This window comes from Mesorhizobium sp. M0910 (genome assembly GCF_040319465.1).
Lineage (GTDB): Bacteria > Pseudomonadota > Alphaproteobacteria > Rhizobiales > Rhizobiaceae > Mesorhizobium.
This window is the reverse complement of sequence record NZ_JAMYNZ010000003.1, coordinates 281,113-298,471: the sequence shown is the minus strand read 5'-3', so window position 1 is coordinate 298,471 and position 17,359 is coordinate 281,113. Positions and strand designations below refer to the sequence as shown.

Below are 17,359 nucleotides of genomic sequence, written 5' to 3'. Positions count from 1 at the left end.
TGTCGACGCGTCCTACTCGGTCGATCCGGTGTCCGGCAGTTCCATGTCGGTGACGACGTTCTCGCCATTGGTCACGTCATAGGCGAGGACGATGTCCATGCCCGGCTTCAGCGCATCGAGGTCGGTTTCGGCGTTCAGCTTGTAGGACTTGCCGTCGTCCAGCGTCAGCGTCAGCGCATCCTTGTCGACCTTCTTGATCAGGCCTTCGGTCTGGCCGGCGAAGGCGGCGGTGGAGATCAACAGCGTGGCGGCAACAGCGCCAATCAGGATACGCATCATCGTCCTCTTTAATCATTGCCGGTACAGCGGCTCGGTCCAACGGAACGGAACTGAGCAGAAACCAATCGAATGTGTCAAAACTAAATCCGCCGGATCACAGTTTGACCACTGTGGAAAACGCCAATAGAAGGCAGGCGACAGCGCCGCGCGTCCTCCTGGACGCGCAAGGAACGCTGTAGCACTTTTGATTTTGTGCATGATCCTTTCCGAAAATCGCTCCGATTTTCGGGGTTATGCGCTAGGCCGGCTCCGACGCCGGCAGGGCTGGTTCCATGTCGCACAACACGTTCGGCCATCTTTTCCGCGTCACCACCTGGGGCGAAAGCCACGGGCCGGCGTTGGGCTGCGTCGTCGACGGCTGTCCGCCAGGCATCCGCTTCACTCGCGACGAGATCCAGGCCGAACTCGACAAGCGCCGCCCCGGCCAGTCACGTTTTGTGACGCAACGTCGCGAACCGGATGAGGTGAAGGTCCTGTCCGGCTTCGTCCTCGATGAGGACGGCGAGACGATGATCACGACCGGCACGCCGGTGTCGATGCTGATCGAGAATGTCGACCAGCGCTCGAAGGATTATGGCGACATCGCCCGCCAGTTCCGGCCGGGCCATGCCGATTACACGTACGAGGTCAAATACGGTCTGCGCGACTACCGCGGCGGCGGCCGCTCCTCGGCGCGTGAGACGGCGGCGCGGGTGGCGGCCGGAGCGCTTGCCCGCAAGGTCGTGCCCGGCATGGTGGTGCGCGGCGCGCTGGTGTCCATGGGCGATAAATCGATCGATCGCGCCAATTGGAACTGGAATTTCGTCGGCGACGCCGAAAACCCGTTCTTCACGCCCGATCCGGCGTCCGTCGCCGTCTTCACCAAATATCTGGACGGCATCCGCAAGGCGGGCTCCTCGGTTGGTGCGGTCATCGAGATCGTCGCCGACGGCGTTCCGGCGGGGCTTGGCGCGCCGATCTATGCCAAGCTCGACCAGGACATCGCCGCCGGCCTGATGTCGATCAACGCCGTCAAGGGTGTCGAGATCGGCAACGGTTTCGAGGCCGCCCGCATCACCGGCGAGGAGAATGCCGATGAGATGCGCATGGGCAATGACGGCAAGCCGGTCTTCCTGTCCAACAATGCCGGCGGCATTCTCGGCGGCATCTCGACCGGCCAGGCGATCGTCGCGCGTTTCGCCGTCAAGCCGACCTCGTCGATCCTGACGCCGCGAAAGTCGATCGACAAGGACGGTAACGACGTCGAGATCATGACCAAGGGCCGGCACGATCCGTGCGTCGGCATCCGCGCTGTACCGATCGGCGAGGCGATGGTTGCCTGCGCCATTGCCGATCATTATCTGCGTCATCGGGGACAAACGGGAAGGCAGTAGGGAGTAGAGTAGGGGAGTAGGTTACGCAGCTCCCACGACAGCATTTTTTCCTTTTCTCTACTCCCGTACTGCCCTACTCCCCTATTCCCTGCGAGCGAAGCGAGCACTTATGCCTTACGACCAGAAGAAGATCGTCGAAGCCCTGCGCGCCTTCGAGCGCGGCGAGATCGTCGTCGTTATGGACGATGACGGCCGCGAGAACGAGGGCGACCTGATCGTAGCCGCCGTCCATTGCACGCCGGAAAAGATGGCGTTCATCGTTCGCAACACGTCGGGCATCGTCTGCACGCCGATGCCGCGCGAGGAAGCCAAGCGGCTCAACCTGTCGCCGATGGTCGCCGACAATGATTCGGCCCACACCACCGCCTTCACCGTCAGCGTCGATTTCAAGCACGGCACCACGACCGGCATTTCGGCGGACGACCGTACTCTGACTGTCCGCAACCTCGCCAACGGCAATGTCGGCGCCTCCGATTTCGTCCGGCCCGGTCACATCTTTCCGCTGATCGCACGCGAAGGCGGCGTGCTGATGCGTTCGGGCCATACCGAGGCCGCTGTCGACCTCTGCAAGCTCGCCGGCCTGCCGCCGGTCGGCGTGATTTCCGAGCTGGTCAACGATGACGGCACCGTCATGCGTGGCCCGCAGGTGCAGGCCTTCGCCGAAAAGCACGGGTTGAAGCAGATCTCGGTTGCCGACCTCATCGCCTACCGGCAGCGCAAGGAAACGCTGGTCGAGCGTGTCGCCTGTTCCGACATTGAGACGGCAGGCGGCAAGGCACAGGTCTTCACCTACACGCTGCCCTGGGATTCGATGCATCATGTAGCGATCGTCTTCGGCGACATCCGCGACGGCGAGGAGGTGCCGGTGCGCCTTCATTCCGAGGACGTGGTCAGCGACGTGTTCGGCACCAGCCACAGACTGGACGCCATCATGAAGACGATGGGCGAGCGTAAGCGCGGCGTCATCGTCTATCTGCGCGAAGGCTCAGTCGGCGTCGCCCATCAGGAGCGCAAGCGCCCGGCTGCCGGCGACCGCGAGGATCACGAAGAGGCTCGCCGCCGCGAAAACGAATGGCGCGAGATCGGCCTCGGCGCGCAAATCCTCAAGGATCTCGGAATTTCCTCGATAAATCTGATCGCCTCGCGCGAGCGCCATTATGTCGGCCTCGAAGGTTTTGGCATCCACATCGCCAAGACCGAGATTCTTTAGGCCATTCTCACGGTGCTGGTATGCGTCCGGCCCCGGCTCGGGGCCGGACGCACCGGAAACTATTCCGCAGCGACCGCGGCTGCGTCGCATGCCGCCATGTCGCAGTTCGGCGCGGCAAGGCTGCGCTGGCCGGCGAGCACGATGGCCAAAGCGATTGTGCCCGATGCCACCGATACCCAGAACCCGTTCTGCGCGCCGAAAGCGTCCACCACCCAGCCGGCGGCGAAGGAGCCGAGCGCCATGCCGATGCCGATGCCGGTCATCACCCAGGTCACGCCCTCGGTCAGCACCGCCTCCGGCACGCGCCGCTCGATCAGGCCGAATGCCGTGATGAAGGTCGGCGAGATTGCCACGCCGCTGACGAAGACGGCCAGTGCCAGCAGCGGCACGGTGTCGGCGACGAGCAGCGGCAGCGTGGTGAGCGCAATGATGGCGATTGCGATGGCAAGCTGAATCTGCAGCGGCACTTTCAGGTTCAGGGCGCCGATGACGATGCCGACGACGAACGATCCGAGCGCGTAGACGCCGATGACGAAGCTGGCGGCGCCCGGCTGGCCAAGCTCCTTGGTGATCGCCACGGTGCTCACCTCCGTGGTGGCGAAGGTCGCGCCGATGAAGATCAGGGCCAAGGTGATGATCTGGACCGGCCGCAGGCGGATTGCCGAGCCGCCCGAACCGTGTTCCACCGGTCGCGCTCGCGGTTCGGTCGAGCGCTGCAGGATGAAGGCCGTCGAACCGAAGGCCAGGAACAATGTGCTCGCGAGCACTCCCGCTTCCGGGAAAAGCGCGACACTCAGTCCGACCGACAGCGATGCGCCGGCGATGTAGACCAGTTCGTCCGCCGCCGACTCGAAGGCGAACGCCGTGTTCAACTCGGGGCGGTTGCGGAAGATTTCGGTCCAGCGTGCGCGCACCATTGCCGGGATGCTGGGCATGACGGCGGCGAGCAGCGCCGAGACGAATAGCGTCCATATCGGCCAATGCTGATTGGTCGCTGCAATCAGGATCGCGAAGGCGAGCGCGGAAATCATGGTGGTCGGCACCACAATCCGCGTCTGGCCGAGGCGGTCCACCAGTCGCGATACCTGCGGGGCGACGAAAGCGTTGGCCAGCGCATATGTCGCGGAAACGGCACCGGCCAGCCAGTATTGGCCATCGGTCTGCGACAGCATTGCGACGATCCCGATCGGAGCCATGGCCATCGGCAGCCGGGCAACGAACCCGGCGGCAGCAAAGCCCTTGGCGCCCGGCGCGCGAAAGATCTGGGAATAGGGATTTTGCATGGTCTGGCTCCTCGACAACGGCCGGTTCGGCGATTACATACGTAGCGTATGAGTTTAAATAGATCATACGTGGCGTATGTCAATTGGCATGCGAAGCGTATGTTAATAGGGCCAGTGCATGCACAAACCACGCAAGGAGATGATTGCCGAGACCCGCGCCAAACTGATTGCCGCGGCGCGCCAGGCCTTCGGCACGCTCGGCTATGCCGAAGCCTCGATGGATAACTTCACGGCATCGGCCGGGCTGACGCGCGGTGCGCTCTATCATCACTTCGGCGACAAGAAGGGCCTGCTCCAGGCGGTTATCGCCGAGATCGACGCCGAAATGGCAGCCCGGCTGAAGGTCGTTTCGGCCAAGCCGGACAATCTCTGGCAGGGCTTTGTCGACGAATGCACCGCCTATATCGAGATGGCGCTGGAGCCGGAGATCCAGCGTATCGTGCTTCGCGACGGGCCGGCGGTGCTCGGCGATCCATCGCAATGGCCAAGCCAGAGCACATGCATCCGCTCGATGACAGAGAGCCTGCAAAGACTGAGCGACGAGGGGACAATTCTCGCCGTCGATCCCGAAGCCGCGGCAAGGCTGGTCAGCGGCGCCTCGCTGCATGCGGCGCAGTGGATCGCAAATTCGAACGATCCCGAAGCGACGTCGAAGAAGGCAGTGAAGGCGTTCAAGGTTCTTCTGGAGGGGCTGCTCAATCGCACCGGCAGGCTGCATCAACCTGATCGACCGTCAGCGATGCAGCCCGAGGTTGACCGATCACCGGCCTGAGATCATCTTTTCGCCAATCCCAGGCGGCTCGCGGTGGGCTCGGCCGACGCCGGTTGCCTAAACCCTGTTGAACATCGCGTCACCAGCGCGCGAAAACATGGCCAAAGCGGTAAGGCGCGCCTATATCGGGGCATGGTCACGAGACTTTACACGCATCCGATTTTCCTCGAGCACATAACACCGCCCGGTCATCCGGAGCGGCCGGACCGTCTGCGCGCCATAGAGCGTGTGCTTGACGACGAGGCCTTCGCGGCGCTCGATCGCGTCCAGGCGCCTGAAGGCGACGAGGCAACCATTCTCTACGCGCATCCGCCCGAATTCGTCGAACGTGTCCGTGCAGCGATACCGGACACCGGCATCGCCCGTATCGACGCCGATACCACCGCCAGCCCGAAGAGCTGGCAGGCTGCCGTGACCGCGATCGGAGCTGCCAACGCCGCGGTCGATGACGTCTTCACCGGCCGTGCCGAGAACGTCTTCGTCGCCGCACGGCCGCCCGGCCATCATGCCGAAAAGACCACCTCCATGGGTTTTTGCCTGTTCAACACCGCGGCGATCGCGGCACGCTACGCGCAGAAGAACCATGGCGCCGGCCGTGTCGCCGTCGTCGACTGGGATGTGCATCACGGCAACGGCACGCAGGACATCTTCTGGGACGATCCGTCGGTGCTCTATTGCTCGACACACCAGATGCCGCTTTACCCGGGAACCGGCGCCGCGAGCGAAACCGGCGCCGGCAACATCGTCAACGCGCCGCTGGCGCCGCAGAGCGGCAGCGATGTTTTCCGTGACGCCTTTCTGTCACGCATCCTGCCGGCGCTCGACAATTTTGCGCCCGATCTCATCATCATCTCCGCCGGTTTCGACGCCCACCACCGCGATCCGCTGGCCGAGATCAACCTGACCGAGGATGATTTCGACTGGGCGACCGGCCAGTTGCTCGAACGAGCCGGGCGCCATAGCCGCAACCGGCTCGTCAGCGTTCTCGAGGGCGGCTACGATCTGCAGGGATTGGCATTTTCGGTCGCCGCCCATGTCGGGCGGCTGATGAAGGGATAGATGATGGCTGGTGAGACCAACGAGGACGTCAAGGCGATGAGCTTCGAGCAGGCGCTCGAGGCGCTGGAACGGATCGTCGACGATCTGGAGCGCGGCGACGTGCCGCTCGACCAGTCGATCCGCATTTACGAGCGCGGCGAGGCGCTGAAGGCGCATTGCGACCGGCTGCTGAAAGCGGCCGAGGACAAGGTCGAGAAAATCAGGCTGTCGCGTGACGGCAAGCCGGTGGGGACAGAGCCGCTGGATGCGGACTGAGGCGCGGCCTCGAACGACGATTGTGCTTACCGGCTTTGGACATCATCACGATTGAGGGTAAAACTCATCCCGTTTGAAACGGCTCCAGGACGAGAGGAGATTGCGAACGATGTGCAGAAACATCAAAACCCTGTTCAATTTCGATCCGCCGGCAACCAATGACGAGGTCCGCGATGCCGCACTTCAGTTTGTCCGCAAGCTGAGCGGAACGACACGGCCGTCGAAACAGAACCAGCATGCGTTCGACCATGCCGTCGAGGCCATTGCCGCCTCGGCGCGTGAATTGCTCGACAGCCTCGAGACGACGCAGCATCCGCGCAATCGCGAAGAGGTGGCGGCCAAGGCGAAGGCCAAATCTGCACTTCGCTTCGCCTGAGGGGACCGCGTGAGCTTCTTTCCCGGAAACGATCCGCAGATGGGCGATGCCTTCGCCAGCGATCAGATCGAACTGATGGTCATTCCGAATGCCAAGGACATCGGCGGATTTCAGGTTCGCCGCGCCTTGCCGACGGCCAGGCGCCGGCTGGTCGGACCCTTCATCTTCTTCGACCGCATGGGTCCAGCCGTTCTGCGGGCCGGCCAGGCGCTCGACGTGCGCCCGCATCCGCATATCGGCCTGTCGACGGTGACTTACCTGTTCGACGGCAAGATCAGGCACCGCGATTCGCTCGGCACCGAGATGGTGATCCAGCCCGGCGACGTGAATTTGATGACCGCCGGCCGCGGCATCGTCCATTCGGAGCGCACGCCGGAAGAACTGCGCGGCTTGCCGATGTCGGTTTCCGGCCTGCAGACATGGCTGGCGCTGCCGGACGGCAAGGAAGAGGTCGCGCCGGTCTTCGAAAACACCGCGGCTCTGCGCCTGCCCGAAATCGATGCAGAGGGTGTCAGCGGCCGTATCGTCATCGGTGCATTGTCCGGGCTGCGCTCCCCGGTCGCCACCGCTTCGGACACGCTCTATGCCGATCTCAGGTTGGCGCCGGGTGCCAGCGTGAAGATCCCGGCCGACGCCGAGGAGCGCGCCATCTATACGCTGGCAGGCGAGGTTTCGATATCCGGTGACCGCTTCCCGGCCGAGCGGCTGCTGGTTTTCCGGCCCGGCGATGAGATCGTTGTTTCATCGGAGGGCGGCGCCCATTTCATGCTGTTTGGCGGCGCTTCGCTCGGTTCGAAACGTTATATCTGGTGGAATTTCGTATCGTCCTCAAAGGAACGCATCGAGCAGGCGAAAGAAGAATGGAAGACGGGCCGCTTCGATATCGTTCCTGGAGACGAGCAAGAGTTCATCCCGCTGCCCGAAAGCTGATGCGCGTTACCGCCACATTTACATTCGCCGGCCAGCGGCATATTTCACGATGAACAGAAAATCTGACCAGGCTCGCAAACAGTGAACGCAAAGCCCGATACGCCGCTTCTCGACAAGGTCCGCGTCCCAGCCGATTTGCGCACGCTTGCCGAAGCCGACCTGCCGCAGCTGGCGTCAGAGCTTCGCGCCGAACTGATCGACGTCGTTTCCCACACCGGCGGCCATCTCGGCGCCGGCCTCGGCGTGGTCGAACTGACTGTCGCGCTGCACTACGTCTTCAACACGCCGGACGACCGGCTGATCTGGGACGTCGGCCACCAGGCCTATCCGCACAAGATCCTGACCGGCCGCCGCGACCGCATCCGCACGCTGCGGCAGGAGGGCGGCCTGTCCGGCTTCACGCGTCGCGTCGAGAGCGAATACGATCCGTTTGGCGCAGCCCACTCCTCAACCTCGATTTCAGCCGGCCTCGGCATGGCGATGGCGCGCGATCTGTCCGATGGCCGCAACAATGTCATTGCCGTCATCGGCGACGGCGCCATGTCGGCCGGCATGGCCTACGAGGCGATGAACAATGCCGGCGCACTCGATGCCCGGCTGATCGTCATCTTGAACGACAACGACATGTCGATCGCCCCGCCGACCGGTGCGATGAGCGCCTATCTGGCGCGGCTCGCCTCAGGCAAGACCTATCTTGGGTTGCGCGATTTCGGCAAGAAGCTGACGTCCTATCTTGGCGAGCGCGCCGATCGCGCCATCAAGCGCGCGGTCGAGCACGCGCGCGGTTACGTCACCGGCGGCACGCTGTTCGAGGAGATGGGTTTCTACCACATCGGTCCGATCGACGGTCACAACCTCGAGCACCTGATCCCGGTGCTGAAGAACGTCCGCGACAATGCCGACGGCCCGGTGCTGATCCATGTCGTGACCCAGAAGGGCAAGGGCTACGCCCCGGCCGAGGCCGCGGCCGACAAATATCATGGCGTCAACAAATTCGACGTCATCACCGGCGCCCAGGCCAAGGCGCCCGCCAATGCGCCGAGCTATACGAAGGTGTTTGCCGAAAGTCTGATCCAGGAGGCCCGAGAGGACGACCGCATCGTCGCCATCACCGCCGCCATGCCGAACGGCACCGGGCTTGACCTGTTCGGCGAAGCGTTTCCGGCGAGGACCTTCGATGTCGGCATCGCCGAGCAGCATGCGGTTACCTTCGCCGCCGGCCTTGCCACGGAAGGCTTCAAGCCTTTCGCCGCGATCTACTCGACCTTTCTCCAGCGCGCCTACGACCAGGTCGTCCACGACGTGGCGATCCAGAAATTGCCGGTGCGCTTTCCGATCGACCGCGCCGGCTTCGTCGGCGCCGATGGTGCCACCCATTGCGGCGCCTTCGACACGACCTTCCTGGCGACGCTGCCCGGTTTCGTCGTCATGGCCGCGGCCGATGAGGCCGAGCTGCGCCACATGGTACGCACCGCTGCAAGCTTCGATGACGGCCCGATCGCCTTCCGCTACCCGCGCGGCAACGGCGTTGGCGTCGAGATGCCGCAACGAGGCTCGGTATTGGAGATCGGCAAGGGCCGGATCGTCAGGGAAGGCACCAAGGTTGCGCTGCTTTCCTTCGGCACCAGGCTGCAGGATTGCCTTGCCGCGGCCGAGGAGCTTGGCGCGGCCGGGCTTTCGACCACGGTCGCCGATGCCCGTTTTGCCAAGCCGCTCGACGAGGACCTGATCCGGCGGCTGGCCCGTTCGCACGAGATCCTGGTGACGGTGGAAGAGGGCGCGGTCGGCGGCTTCGCCAGCCATGTGCTGCAGTTCCTGGCCCATGAAGGGCTGCTGGAGAGCGGCTTGAAGGTGCGCCCGCTCGTGCTGCCCGACGCCTTCGTCGACCATGCCAAGCCGGAAAAGATGTATGCCGATGCCGGGCTGGACAGCGCCGGCATCGTGCGCACAGTGTTCGTGGCGTTGGGGCATACCGCGCAGGCCCAGCGCGCCTAGTTTTTAGACGCATTTCCCGCGACGCCGAAGCGATTCAACTTGGCTGCAAGATGCCGGTCTGAATCAAAATCTCAACTGCTCGAATCAAATTGCCGGCGAACAGTCGTAACATGCTGTTTACGCTGCTGTTTCCGGCCGCGCACGCAGGTGTCCGGCGACAGCAGCGACGGTCTGACGCCGGCCGTCGAACGGCGGGTTTCGCGGAAGATATTCTAAAGCATGATCCCGAAGAGACTCTAGAAACTAGAACCACATATCCCGCACGCAGCGACCATCTCTCGGCAAATCCTCGAATGTATCGAGACCATCGAAATGGTCGATCGGGAGATCGGCGACGGCCTCGGGCGGCGCAAGCCTCACATTGACGGCGATGCGGTAGCGCCCAGCCGCATCGGGATGCAAACCGCGCCAGGCCAGGACGCAAGCGCACGTTGGACAGAAGAGAATCTCAAGTGAAGGATGAGCCTTTCCGACGCGACTATAGGCGCTTACGGGCCCGGCAAGGCGGATGCGTTCGTCGACAAAATCGTACGCCCAGAGCGTGCCGTAGCGACGGCAAAGTGTGCAGTTGCAGGCAGTTACCGAACCGGGATCGCCCTCCAGGGTCCAGCGGGCGGCACCGCAGTGGCAGGTTCCCGTCAGCATTTCCTCCTCCGCGTTTCGACCGCAAAACGGCATCTCGTTCTTAGCATTGCGTCGCGCCTGGCGCGAGGTTCGACTGGTAGCGGAGCGGCTTGATGCGTTCACCGCTTTTCCAGCCATGCCTTGTCTCATCGCCAATATCCTTGCCATCATCGTTGGCATTCGCCATGAAGGCCGATGACTTCCCTTCCGCCAGCCAGCATACGCCAGAGGCTCGACGAATTGCTCGTCCAGCGCGGCCTGTTTGCCAGCCGCTCGCGTGCCCGCGATGCCGTGGGGCGCGGCACCGTGACGGTCGATGGCATCGTCGCCCGCAAGCCAAGCCAGGCCGTTCTGCCTGAGTGCAACATCGTCGTTGATGATCCGGCGCAAGGTTACGTGTCGCGCGCCGCACTGAAGCTGAAGGCTGGTCTCGACCATTTCGGCCTCGACCCCACCGGCAGCGAAGCCCTCGATGTCGGCGCCTCGACCGGCGGCTTCACGCAGGTGCTGCTCGAACGCGGCGCGGCGCATGTCACGGCGATCGATGTCGGGCACGGCCAGATGCACTCCGACATTGCCGGCGATCCGCGCGTGACGGTAATTGAGGGCCTGAATGCGCGCGAACTGTCGGCAGCCGATCTCGGCGGCCGTGTGCCGGATTTCGTCGTCTCGGACGTCAGCTTCATCTCGCTGAAACTGGCGCTGCCGCCGGCGCTTGCCTTGGCCGGGAACGGCGCAAAGGCTGTGTTTCTGGTCAAGCCGCAGTTCGAGGCCGGCCGCGAGGCGATCGGCAAGGGCGGGCTGCTGAAGGACCCCTATGATGCGGCGCGTATTGCCGGCCTGATGCAGGACTGGCTCGATGCCATTCCCGGCTGGCGCTCGCTAGGGCTGCACCTGTCGCCGATAGAGGGCGGTGACGGCAACCGCGAGTTCCTGCTCGGCGGCATCAAGGACGTCGAGACCCAGAAGCGATGAGCACCCGTTTCACGATCGCAAGGTTGGGCTCGCAGGGCGACGGCATCGCCGAGACGGAAACCGGCGAGGTTTTCATTCCGTTCGCGCTGCCGGAAGAGATCGTCACCGCCGCGCGGGAGAAAGATCGCGCCACCTTGATGTCGGTCCTTGAGGCTTCGCCGTTGCGGGTCGATCCGCCGTGCCGGCATTTCGGCGCATGCGGCGGCTGCGCCGTCCAGCATCTCGAGACTGAAGCCTACCACCGGTGGAAGCGCGAAAAGGTCGTGCATGCGCTGAAGAGCAAGGGCATCGCTTGCGATGTCGGCGCGCCGGTGCCGTGCGCGCCGCACACGCGCCGCCGCGTCGTCTTCACCGCCCGGCGGAGCGAGGCGGGAATGCAGTTCGGTTTCGTTCGCGCGCTGTCATCCGAGATCATTTCGATCGAGGAATGCCCCATCTCGCTGCCGCAGATCGTCGCTGCGCTCGACCGTTTGAGGATGCTTGCCGGACTGATCTGCGCCACGACCAAATCGTTCCACATGGCGGTGACGGTGACCGGTTCCGGCCTCGATGTCGCGGTTCACGATTCCGGCAAGCTCGGCGAGAACCAGCGCCGCGTCGCGTCCAACTTCGTCGTGGCCGAGGGGCTAGCCAGGCTGTCGATCGACGGCGAGATCATTATCGAACCAAAGAAACCGGTCGTCCTGTTTGATGGCGTCGCCGTCGCAGTGCCTCCGGGCGCTTTCCTGCAGGCAACCGAGGCTGCCGAACAGGCGATGGCCAACATTGTCGGCCAGCATTTCGCGCGCGCCAAAAAGGTCGCCGATCTCTTCGCCGGCTGCGGCAGCTTCGCGCTGCGCCTGGCCGCAAGATCGGAGGTTCACGCGGTGGAAGGCGATGCGGCAGCACTCGCGGCGCTCGACCGGGCATTCCGTTTCGCCAGCGGCCTGAAGCGGGTGACCGGCGAACGTCGCGACCTGTTCCGGAGGCCGCTCACATTCAAGGAGTTGAATGCCTTTGACGGCGTAGTCTTCGACCCGCCCCGCGCCGGCGCCGAGGACCAGTCGAAGCAGATCGCGCGCTCCGACGTGCCGCTGGTCGCCGCGGTGTCCTGCAATCCGGCAACGCTGGCGCGGGATCTTCGCATCCTCCTCGATGGCGGTTACGCCCTGAAGAGCGTAACCCCGATCGACCAGTTCCTGTGGTCGCCACATGTCGAGGCAGTGGCATTGCTGGAGAAGCCCAAGAGAAGGCGCTAGCAGCATTTATCGGGCGTGAAATGCGCACTAAAAAAGCGCATTTGAGCGTACGCCGGTCAAATATTCTAGGAAATTTATAATGAGCCAAAGCCTTTGATATTTCGGCATCGCGCTGCGGCGAGGAGCGGACGCCGTTTCTCTCGTCGAAGCGGATGGCTGAACTGCTCGGGAACTGGCGGGCCTGAGCGGCATCGCCCGCGACACGTTTGCCGCTAAGACCGGAGCGCGCAAGGTCGACGCCGCATTGAGCCCCATCATTCGTATTCTGGCGACGGCCGGCGAGATGACCGGCGATCAAGTGCGTGCAGCGATCTGGTTCAAACATCAGCCGATCCCGGCTGGGTGGGAAAGACCGCCTATGATCTGGTTCGCGAAGGCAAGACGGATAAGGTTCTCGCTTACCTGCAGGCCGCTCGTTCCGGTATCTATGCCTGAACGGTCGCCTTCATGCCAGGCTGGGTGGCCATAAACTGCTATGCTTCTTGCACGCCGTCATATCCAGCCGCCTGCGCTGCCGTGACGAACTTACGATCAAAAGTCGCGAAGCCAACGCAGTGAGCAGATTTGCCCAGATGCAGCGCATCAGCGAAATCCAATCCCCTTTCCGAGAGGTCGAGCGCGGACGACACGACCGTCCCGTCTTCCACCTCTACCGTAGGGAGCCCGCTAAACGCCCGTAGCGTGCGGGCGATTTCGAGCGGTGCCAAACCGTAGGCGCTGCGCAACACCCACTCGACCTCCAGCATTACCGTGACGGCGACAAAGACTGGCTGGCTATCGATCAACGCGCGGGCGCGGGAAGACTGAGTCGGGTGATCGTCCGTCAGGTAGCGGACGATCAGGTTGGTATCAATCGCGAGCATGGCGCCGCCGCGCTTCGGCGAGCACGCCCGCGTCCATTTCTTCCAACGTCTTCGGTCTGCCGCTATAGCGCAGCGATCCAAACACGTCCTCTGGCCGCGTCTCGGCGAAGACTGGCGCAGGCTTCAGTAGCACTCCCTCCGGGGTATCTTCGACCAGAAGGCGTGTGCCGGCGTCCCATTCTCTCCGTTTCCGGATCGAACTGGGCAGGATGACCTGTCCCTTGGTCGAGACGGTGGTCACGAGCTTTTCCGCGGCAGCCATGATGGCGCTCCTCTGGATGTAAGACGAACGTAAGATAAGTGAAGATCGCGCCCAATTCAAGGCTCGAATAGCTCAATGGGACGACAGGACGGACAGGGTGTTCGAAACAGCGATGCCGGACCGCCGGCCGCATCAAACCCTGGTGCCGCCGACCGTCATCTGGTTCATCCTGAGATGCGGCTGGCCGACGCCGACCGGCACGCCCTGTCCGGCCTTGCCGCACATGCCGATGCCGGTGTCGAGCGTCATGTCGTTACCGATCATCGCCACACGATGCATGGCATCCGGCCCGTTGCCGATCAGCATGGCGCCCTTGATCGGCTGCGTTACCTTGCCGTTCTCGATCATGTAGGCCTCGGTGCAACCGAACACGAACTTGCCCGAAGTGATGTCGACCTGGCCGCCGCCGAACGACACGGCATAGATGCCGTTCTTGACCGAGGCAATGATTTCCTCCGGCTCCATGTCGCCTGCGGTCATGTAGGTGTTGGTCATGCGCGGCATCGGCTCGTGTGCGTAACCTTGGCGCCGCCCGTTGCCGGTGGCTTTCATGCCCATCAGACGCGCGTTCTGGCGGTCCTGCATGTAACCGACCAGCTTGCCATCGTCGATCAACACGTTGTGGGCAGAAGGCGTGCCTTCATCGTCGACGGTCAGCGAACCACGCCGTTCGGGAATGGTGCCGTCGTCGACGACGGTGACGCCTTTCGCCGCCACCTGCTGGCCAAGCAGGCCGGCGAAGGCAGACGTCTTCTTGCGGTTGAAATCGCCTTCCAGCCCGTGGCCGACGGCCTCGTGCAGCATGACGCCCGGCCAGCCGCTCGACAGCACGATGTCGAAAGTGCCGGCAGGCGCGGGAACCGCTTCGAGATTGACCAGTGCTTGCCGCAGCGCCTCCTTGGCCGCATGCTTCCAGCTGTCCTCGATCAGGAACTCGCCAAAATCCTTGCGCCCGCCCATGCCGTAGGAGCCGCTCTCCTGGCGGTCACCGTCGCCGACCACCACCGACACGTTGATCCTGACCAGCGGGCGGATGTCGCGGACCATCTGGCCATCAGCGCGCACGATCTCGACATGCTGCCAAGAGGCGGCGAGCGACGCCGTCACCTGCCGGACGCGCGGGTCCTCCGATCGCAGCCAGGCATCGATTTCCTGAAGCAGCTTGGCCTTGGTCTCGAAGGAAGGCGAGGGGATAGGGTTTCCGTCGCCGTAGAGATGGCGGTTGGTGCGGGCGGGAGCCGCAGCAAGCGTGCCGGAATAGCCGCTCTTCACCGTCGAAACCGCATCGGCGGCGCGCAGCAGCGAGGCTTCGGAGAGATCACTGGAATGGGCGTAGCCGCTGGCCTCGCCGGCGACTGCGCGCAGGCCAAAACCCTGGTCGGTGTTGAAATTGGCGGTCTTCAGCTTGCCATTGTCGAACATCAGCGCTTCGCTTTCGCTGTATTCGAGAAACAGTTCACCGTCGTCGGCGCCGTTTATAGTCTCGGCGACGATCTGCTTGATGCGATCGTCGGAAATGTCGAATTGGCCGATCAGGCTGTTCATGGCGCTGGCCTCTTGAGAAGTGATTTTACGGCATGTAGGCGCCTGGGCGCCGTTCGGCAACTTCACGGTGGAACACCACGACCTAAGTCAAGCGGCGTGCCATCATGATTTCGTCGATCTCCCTGCCTTCATGAAGAAAGCCGGCCAGCACTTACAGCCAGCTCGATCTGCCTTATGCCCAATGCTCGGGCGTGATCGAGCAGCAGATTGAGCATCTTGACGGCGTATCCGCCGCCACGCTCACTGCCGCGCAAATAGACCATGACGATCGTCGCGCGCTGCGCCATCTTGCTGGCCGGCTGGCGCATCAGGCCCATTATGCTGACAGGTTCCCCGCTCCGAAAGCTGACGACAACCAGGTTGTTCGTCAGGCGCCGCCGCCATTCCTCGTCGGCAAGTTGCTCCCATTCCGCTGCGCTGCTGGCGAAGGCTTCGGGCTCAGCGCGCAAAGCCTCCAGGCGAATTCGCTTGAATATCTCGAAGTCGTCCGCATCGAGCAGTTTCAGCGTCAACGTGCAGCCTCAAGGCAGGGCGGCAAAGCCGTCGGCGAAACCCTTGAGGTCGACGGGAATGCCGATGCCCTCCTCCGGCGTCTGGAAGACGATGAAGGTGGCGGACGTACCGGTCTTCAGCGTGTCGAGCAGCGGCTTTTCCAGGATGACCTCGGCGTAGCAGCCGTCCTGGAAACAGCGCACGAAATAGGCGCGGCCGATATCCTTGCCGTCGACATTGAGGCCGAGCCCGTTGGGCAACAGCACGCCGAGCGGCGCCAGCACGCGAAGGATTTCGGCCTTATTGTCGGCTGTACGCAGCACGACGACGGAAAGACCCATTTCCGGGCGATCCTCGGCGACAACGTTCTGCATCATCACGCATTGTTCGGACGTAGCACCGGCCGGCGTATCGCAGATGATCGACCACGCCCCATGCGTCGACTTCACGGTGCCGCTTGGCTGCGCGGCATTGGCCAGGCCGGCGCCGGGCAAGGCTATTGCGGCGGCAACAAGGATGACCTTCGCCAAGGTTCTCGAAAGCCAAGGGTTCATGACGGCTCCATTGCGAATCACGGCACTTTAAGCCGCACTAAACCCAAGTAAAGGACGAGACCCCGGCGATCTGCCCCGACACAGGCGACAATGCGCTTTTCCGTGCCAATTTCGCCCTAATTGCGACGGTTCCGCGCGCCGCGCGGCTCATTCTACTCGGATGCCGCTCCGGTGATTCGCGGCGAGCCGTCACCGCACGAAGCCAGCGCCGCGCTTGCGCGCAAAAATGCCGCACGGGTTCCGGCGCTCCTTTCTTGCGGAGGCAAATAGAGTATGGTTTGAACCAGCCTTGAATTGTCCGGGATTCCCGTCCCGGCATTGTTCGACATTCTTGCGGTCCGATCGCGAGGAACTGGGAGATGACGAGGGCGATGAGAAAATTCCTGGCAACCGCCAAAATCGTAGCTAGTGCCGCCGCCACGTTGTTTGCCGCTGCATCGGCTCGTGCAGCCCAGCCCCAACCTTGGGAAACCAGTTTTCAGCCTGCGGCGACCGACATTATGAGGCAGATCGAGTGGTTCGGGAACTACTCGTTCGCGTTCATCATTGTGATCACCGCCTTGGTGCTTTTCCTGATCGCCTACTGCATTTTGCGGTTCCGGGCGAGCGTTAACCCGACCCCGTCGCGCACCAGCCACAACACGCTGATCGAGGTCATCTGGACTGTCGGTCCCGTCGTCATCCTGCTCTGTCTCGCCATTCCCTCGTTCCAGCTGCTGACCGCGCAGTACACGCCGCCGGAAGAAGCCAAGCTGACCGTCAAGGCGACCGGCAATCAGTGGAACTGGGACTACGAATACCAGGTCGACAATACGCTTTCCTTCAATTCCGCGATCCTTCAGGATGCCGACAGGGCTGCTGCCGGCAAGGAAGATCGCGCCGAGTATCCGCGCCTGCTCGCCGTCGACAATGAGATGGTGGTGCCGGTCAACACCATGACCCGGGTGCTGGTGACGGCGACCGACGTCATTCACGCCTTTGCCATGCCGTCCTTCGGCATCAAGACCGATGCGGTGCCGGGCCGCATCAACGAGGTGTGGTTCAAGGCCGACAAGGAAGGCCTCTATTATGGCCAGTGTTCCGAACTCTGCGGCAAGGACCACGCCTTCATGCCGATCGCTATTCGCGTCGTCTCCGATGCGCAATACAAGACCTGGCTGGCGGCAGCCAAGACCGACCTTCCCGGCGCCAACAAGGCGCTGATGGCCGAGGTCGATGGCACGAACAAGGTAGCGGCCGCCGGCAACTGATGCCGCGACCAGAAAAGATTCAGG

Annotated in this window: 18 protein-coding genes and 2 pseudogenes; 12 read left to right on the top strand and 8 right to left on the bottom strand. The window is 63.2% G+C overall.

The features are described from left to right. Positions 1–12 precede the first annotated feature (12 nt). Positions 13–276, bottom strand: coding sequence for a DUF1344 domain-containing protein (locus NKH78_RS09085; RefSeq protein WP_023716902.1), 264 nt, complete (start codon positions 274–276; stop codon positions 13–15). A gap of 275 nt (positions 277–551) precedes the next feature. Here NKH78_RS09085 and aroC point away from each other — a divergent pair, with 275 nt between their 5' ends. Together aroC and ribB are read left to right on the top strand one after the other, a co-directional pair. Further along, positions 552–1,652, top strand: coding sequence for a chorismate synthase (aroC, locus tag NKH78_RS09080; protein ID WP_352505225.1), 1,101 nt, complete (start codon positions 552–554; stop codon positions 1,650–1,652). Positions 1,653–1,761: 109 nt separating this feature from the next. Continuing rightward, positions 1,762–2,862 (top strand): 3,4-dihydroxy-2-butanone-4-phosphate synthase, encoded by a 1,101-nt coding sequence (ribB, locus tag NKH78_RS09075; protein ID WP_254818438.1) that lies wholly within the window; start codon positions 1,762–1,764, stop codon positions 2,860–2,862. A gap of 59 nt (positions 2,863–2,921) precedes the next feature. Here ribB and NKH78_RS09070 read toward each other — a convergent pair whose 3' ends face one another. Further along, the gene (locus tag NKH78_RS09070; RefSeq protein ID WP_352505224.1) at positions 2,922–4,145 is read right to left on the bottom strand and encodes an MFS transporter; all 1,224 of its coding nucleotides are present in this window, start codon (positions 4,143–4,145) and stop codon (positions 2,922–2,924) included. A gap of 118 nt (positions 4,146–4,263) precedes the next feature. Here NKH78_RS09070 and NKH78_RS09065 point away from each other — a divergent pair, with 118 nt between their 5' ends. From NKH78_RS09065 to dxs, 6 genes are all read left to right on the top strand, one after another. After that, positions 4,264–4,917, top strand: a complete 654-nt coding sequence (locus NKH78_RS09065; protein WP_352505223.1) for a TetR/AcrR family transcriptional regulator — start codon at positions 4,264–4,266, stop codon at positions 4,915–4,917. Positions 4,918–5,049: 132 nt separating this feature from the next. Continuing rightward, positions 5,050–5,976: a histone deacetylase family protein gene (locus NKH78_RS09060; RefSeq protein WP_352476662.1), complete on the top strand. Its 927-nt coding sequence runs from the start codon at positions 5,050–5,052 to the stop codon at positions 5,974–5,976. 3 nt (positions 5,977–5,979) lie between these two features. Continuing rightward, positions 5,980–6,231, top strand: coding sequence for an exodeoxyribonuclease VII small subunit (locus NKH78_RS09055; protein WP_031211056.1), 252 nt, complete (start codon positions 5,980–5,982; stop codon positions 6,229–6,231). A 109-nt stretch (positions 6,232–6,340) separates the two neighbouring features. Beyond that, the gene (locus NKH78_RS09050) at positions 6,341–6,607 is read left to right on the top strand and encodes a DUF2277 domain-containing protein (protein WP_023716908.1); all 267 of its coding nucleotides are present in this window, start codon (positions 6,341–6,343) and stop codon (positions 6,605–6,607) included. 9 nt (positions 6,608–6,616) lie between these two features. Continuing rightward, complete coding sequence (locus NKH78_RS09045) at positions 6,617–7,537, top strand: pirin family protein (protein ID WP_352505222.1); 921 nt, start codon at positions 6,617–6,619, stop codon at positions 7,535–7,537. A gap of 81 nt (positions 7,538–7,618) precedes the next feature. Further along, positions 7,619–9,532, top strand: a complete 1,914-nt coding sequence (gene dxs, locus NKH78_RS09040) for a 1-deoxy-D-xylulose-5-phosphate synthase (protein WP_352476664.1) — start codon at positions 7,619–7,621, stop codon at positions 9,530–9,532. A gap of 243 nt (positions 9,533–9,775) precedes the next feature. Here dxs and NKH78_RS09035 read toward each other — a convergent pair whose 3' ends face one another. Further along, positions 9,776–10,177, bottom strand: a complete 402-nt coding sequence (locus tag NKH78_RS09035) for a GFA family protein (RefSeq protein ID WP_352737108.1) — start codon at positions 10,175–10,177, stop codon at positions 9,776–9,778. Positions 10,178–10,351: 174 nt separating this feature from the next. Between NKH78_RS09035 and NKH78_RS09030 the strand changes: the two genes are divergently transcribed. The 3 genes and pseudogenes from NKH78_RS09030 to NKH78_RS09020 all read left to right on the top strand — a co-directional run bounded on the left by NKH78_RS09030 (position 10,352) and on the right by NKH78_RS09020 (position 12,804). Then, a complete protein-coding gene (locus NKH78_RS09030; protein WP_352737065.1) occupies positions 10,352–11,131 on the top strand; it encodes a TlyA family RNA methyltransferase in 780 nt (259 codons plus the stop codon). Next, positions 11,128–12,369, top strand: coding sequence for a class I SAM-dependent RNA methyltransferase (locus NKH78_RS09025; RefSeq protein ID WP_352882705.1), 1,242 nt, complete (start codon positions 11,128–11,130; stop codon positions 12,367–12,369). The genes NKH78_RS09030 and NKH78_RS09025 overlap by 4 nt, the downstream gene beginning before the upstream one ends. Before the next feature lie 98 nt (positions 12,370–12,467). Continuing rightward, a pseudogene (locus NKH78_RS09020) lies at positions 12,468–12,804 on the top strand (antitoxin Xre/MbcA/ParS toxin-binding domain-containing protein). 38 nt (positions 12,805–12,842) lie between these two features. Here the strand turns inward: NKH78_RS09020 and NKH78_RS09015 are convergent. From NKH78_RS09015 to NKH78_RS08995, 5 genes and pseudogenes are all read right to left on the bottom strand, one after another. Further along, complete coding sequence (locus tag NKH78_RS09015) at positions 12,843–13,232, bottom strand: type II toxin-antitoxin system VapC family toxin (protein WP_352505217.1); 390 nt, start codon at positions 13,230–13,232, stop codon at positions 12,843–12,845. Then, on the bottom strand, positions 13,219–13,494 hold the full coding sequence (locus tag NKH78_RS09010; RefSeq protein WP_254818449.1) for an AbrB/MazE/SpoVT family DNA-binding domain-containing protein: 276 nt from the start codon (positions 13,492–13,494) through the stop codon (positions 13,219–13,221). Before NKH78_RS09010 ends, NKH78_RS09015 begins: the two co-directional genes overlap by 14 nt. A gap of 132 nt (positions 13,495–13,626) precedes the next feature. Beyond that, on the bottom strand, positions 13,627–15,039 hold the full coding sequence (gene tldD, locus NKH78_RS09005) for a metalloprotease TldD (protein WP_352882702.1): 1,413 nt from the start codon (positions 15,037–15,039) through the stop codon (positions 13,627–13,629). 82 nt (positions 15,040–15,121) lie between these two features. Further along, positions 15,122–15,551 (bottom strand): annotated as a pseudogene (locus NKH78_RS09000) (GNAT family N-acetyltransferase). 9 nt (positions 15,552–15,560) lie between these two features. Next, positions 15,561–16,085 carry an invasion associated locus B family protein gene (locus NKH78_RS08995; RefSeq protein WP_254818452.1) on the bottom strand — a complete coding sequence of 175 codons (525 nt, stop codon included), beginning with the start codon at positions 16,083–16,085 and terminating at the stop codon, positions 15,561–15,563. A 371-nt stretch (positions 16,086–16,456) separates the two neighbouring features. Here NKH78_RS08995 and coxB point away from each other — a divergent pair, with 371 nt between their 5' ends. Then, entirely contained in the window at positions 16,457–17,335 is an 879-nt protein-coding gene (coxB, locus tag NKH78_RS08990; protein WP_352646297.1) for a cytochrome c oxidase subunit II, read from the top strand. Positions 17,336–17,359 lie beyond the last annotated feature (24 nt).

Coding starts and splice junctions, on each gene's coding strand:
- tldD (WP_352882702.1), bottom strand. CDS start 15,039: ATGAACAGCCTGATCGGCCAATTCGACATTTCCGACGATCGCATCAAG.
- NKH78_RS09015 (WP_352505217.1), bottom strand. CDS start 13,232: ATGCTCGCGATTGATACCAACCTGATCGTCCGCTACCTGACGGACGAT.
- ribB (WP_254818438.1), top strand. CDS start 1,762: ATGCCTTACGACCAGAAGAAGATCGTCGAAGCCCTGCGCGCCTTCGAG.
- NKH78_RS09065 (WP_352505223.1), top strand. CDS start 4,264: ATGCACAAACCACGCAAGGAGATGATTGCCGAGACCCGCGCCAAACTG.
- NKH78_RS08995 (WP_254818452.1), bottom strand. CDS start 16,085: ATGAACCCTTGGCTTTCGAGAACCTTGGCGAAGGTCATCCTTGTTGCC.
- NKH78_RS09055 (WP_031211056.1), top strand. CDS start 5,980: ATGGCTGGTGAGACCAACGAGGACGTCAAGGCGATGAGCTTCGAGCAG.
- aroC (WP_352505225.1), top strand. CDS start 552: ATGTCGCACAACACGTTCGGCCATCTTTTCCGCGTCACCACCTGGGGC.
- NKH78_RS09050 (WP_023716908.1), top strand. CDS start 6,341: ATGTGCAGAAACATCAAAACCCTGTTCAATTTCGATCCGCCGGCAACC.
- NKH78_RS09030 (WP_352737065.1), top strand. CDS start 10,352: ATGACTTCCCTTCCGCCAGCCAGCATACGCCAGAGGCTCGACGAATTG.
- NKH78_RS09060 (WP_352476662.1), top strand. CDS start 5,050: ATGGTCACGAGACTTTACACGCATCCGATTTTCCTCGAGCACATAACA.
- NKH78_RS09085 (WP_023716902.1), bottom strand. CDS start 276: ATGCGTATCCTGATTGGCGCTGTTGCCGCCACGCTGTTGATCTCCACC.
- NKH78_RS09010 (WP_254818449.1), bottom strand. CDS start 13,494: ATGGCTGCCGCGGAAAAGCTCGTGACCACCGTCTCGACCAAGGGACAG.
- NKH78_RS09035 (WP_352737108.1), bottom strand. CDS start 10,177: ATGCTGACGGGAACCTGCCACTGCGGTGCCGCCCGCTGGACCCTGGAG.
- coxB (WP_352646297.1), top strand. CDS start 16,457: ATGAGAAAATTCCTGGCAACCGCCAAAATCGTAGCTAGTGCCGCCGCC.
- NKH78_RS09070 (WP_352505224.1), bottom strand. CDS start 4,145: ATGCAAAATCCCTATTCCCAGATCTTTCGCGCGCCGGGCGCCAAGGGC.
- NKH78_RS09025 (WP_352882705.1), top strand. CDS start 11,128: ATGAGCACCCGTTTCACGATCGCAAGGTTGGGCTCGCAGGGCGACGGC.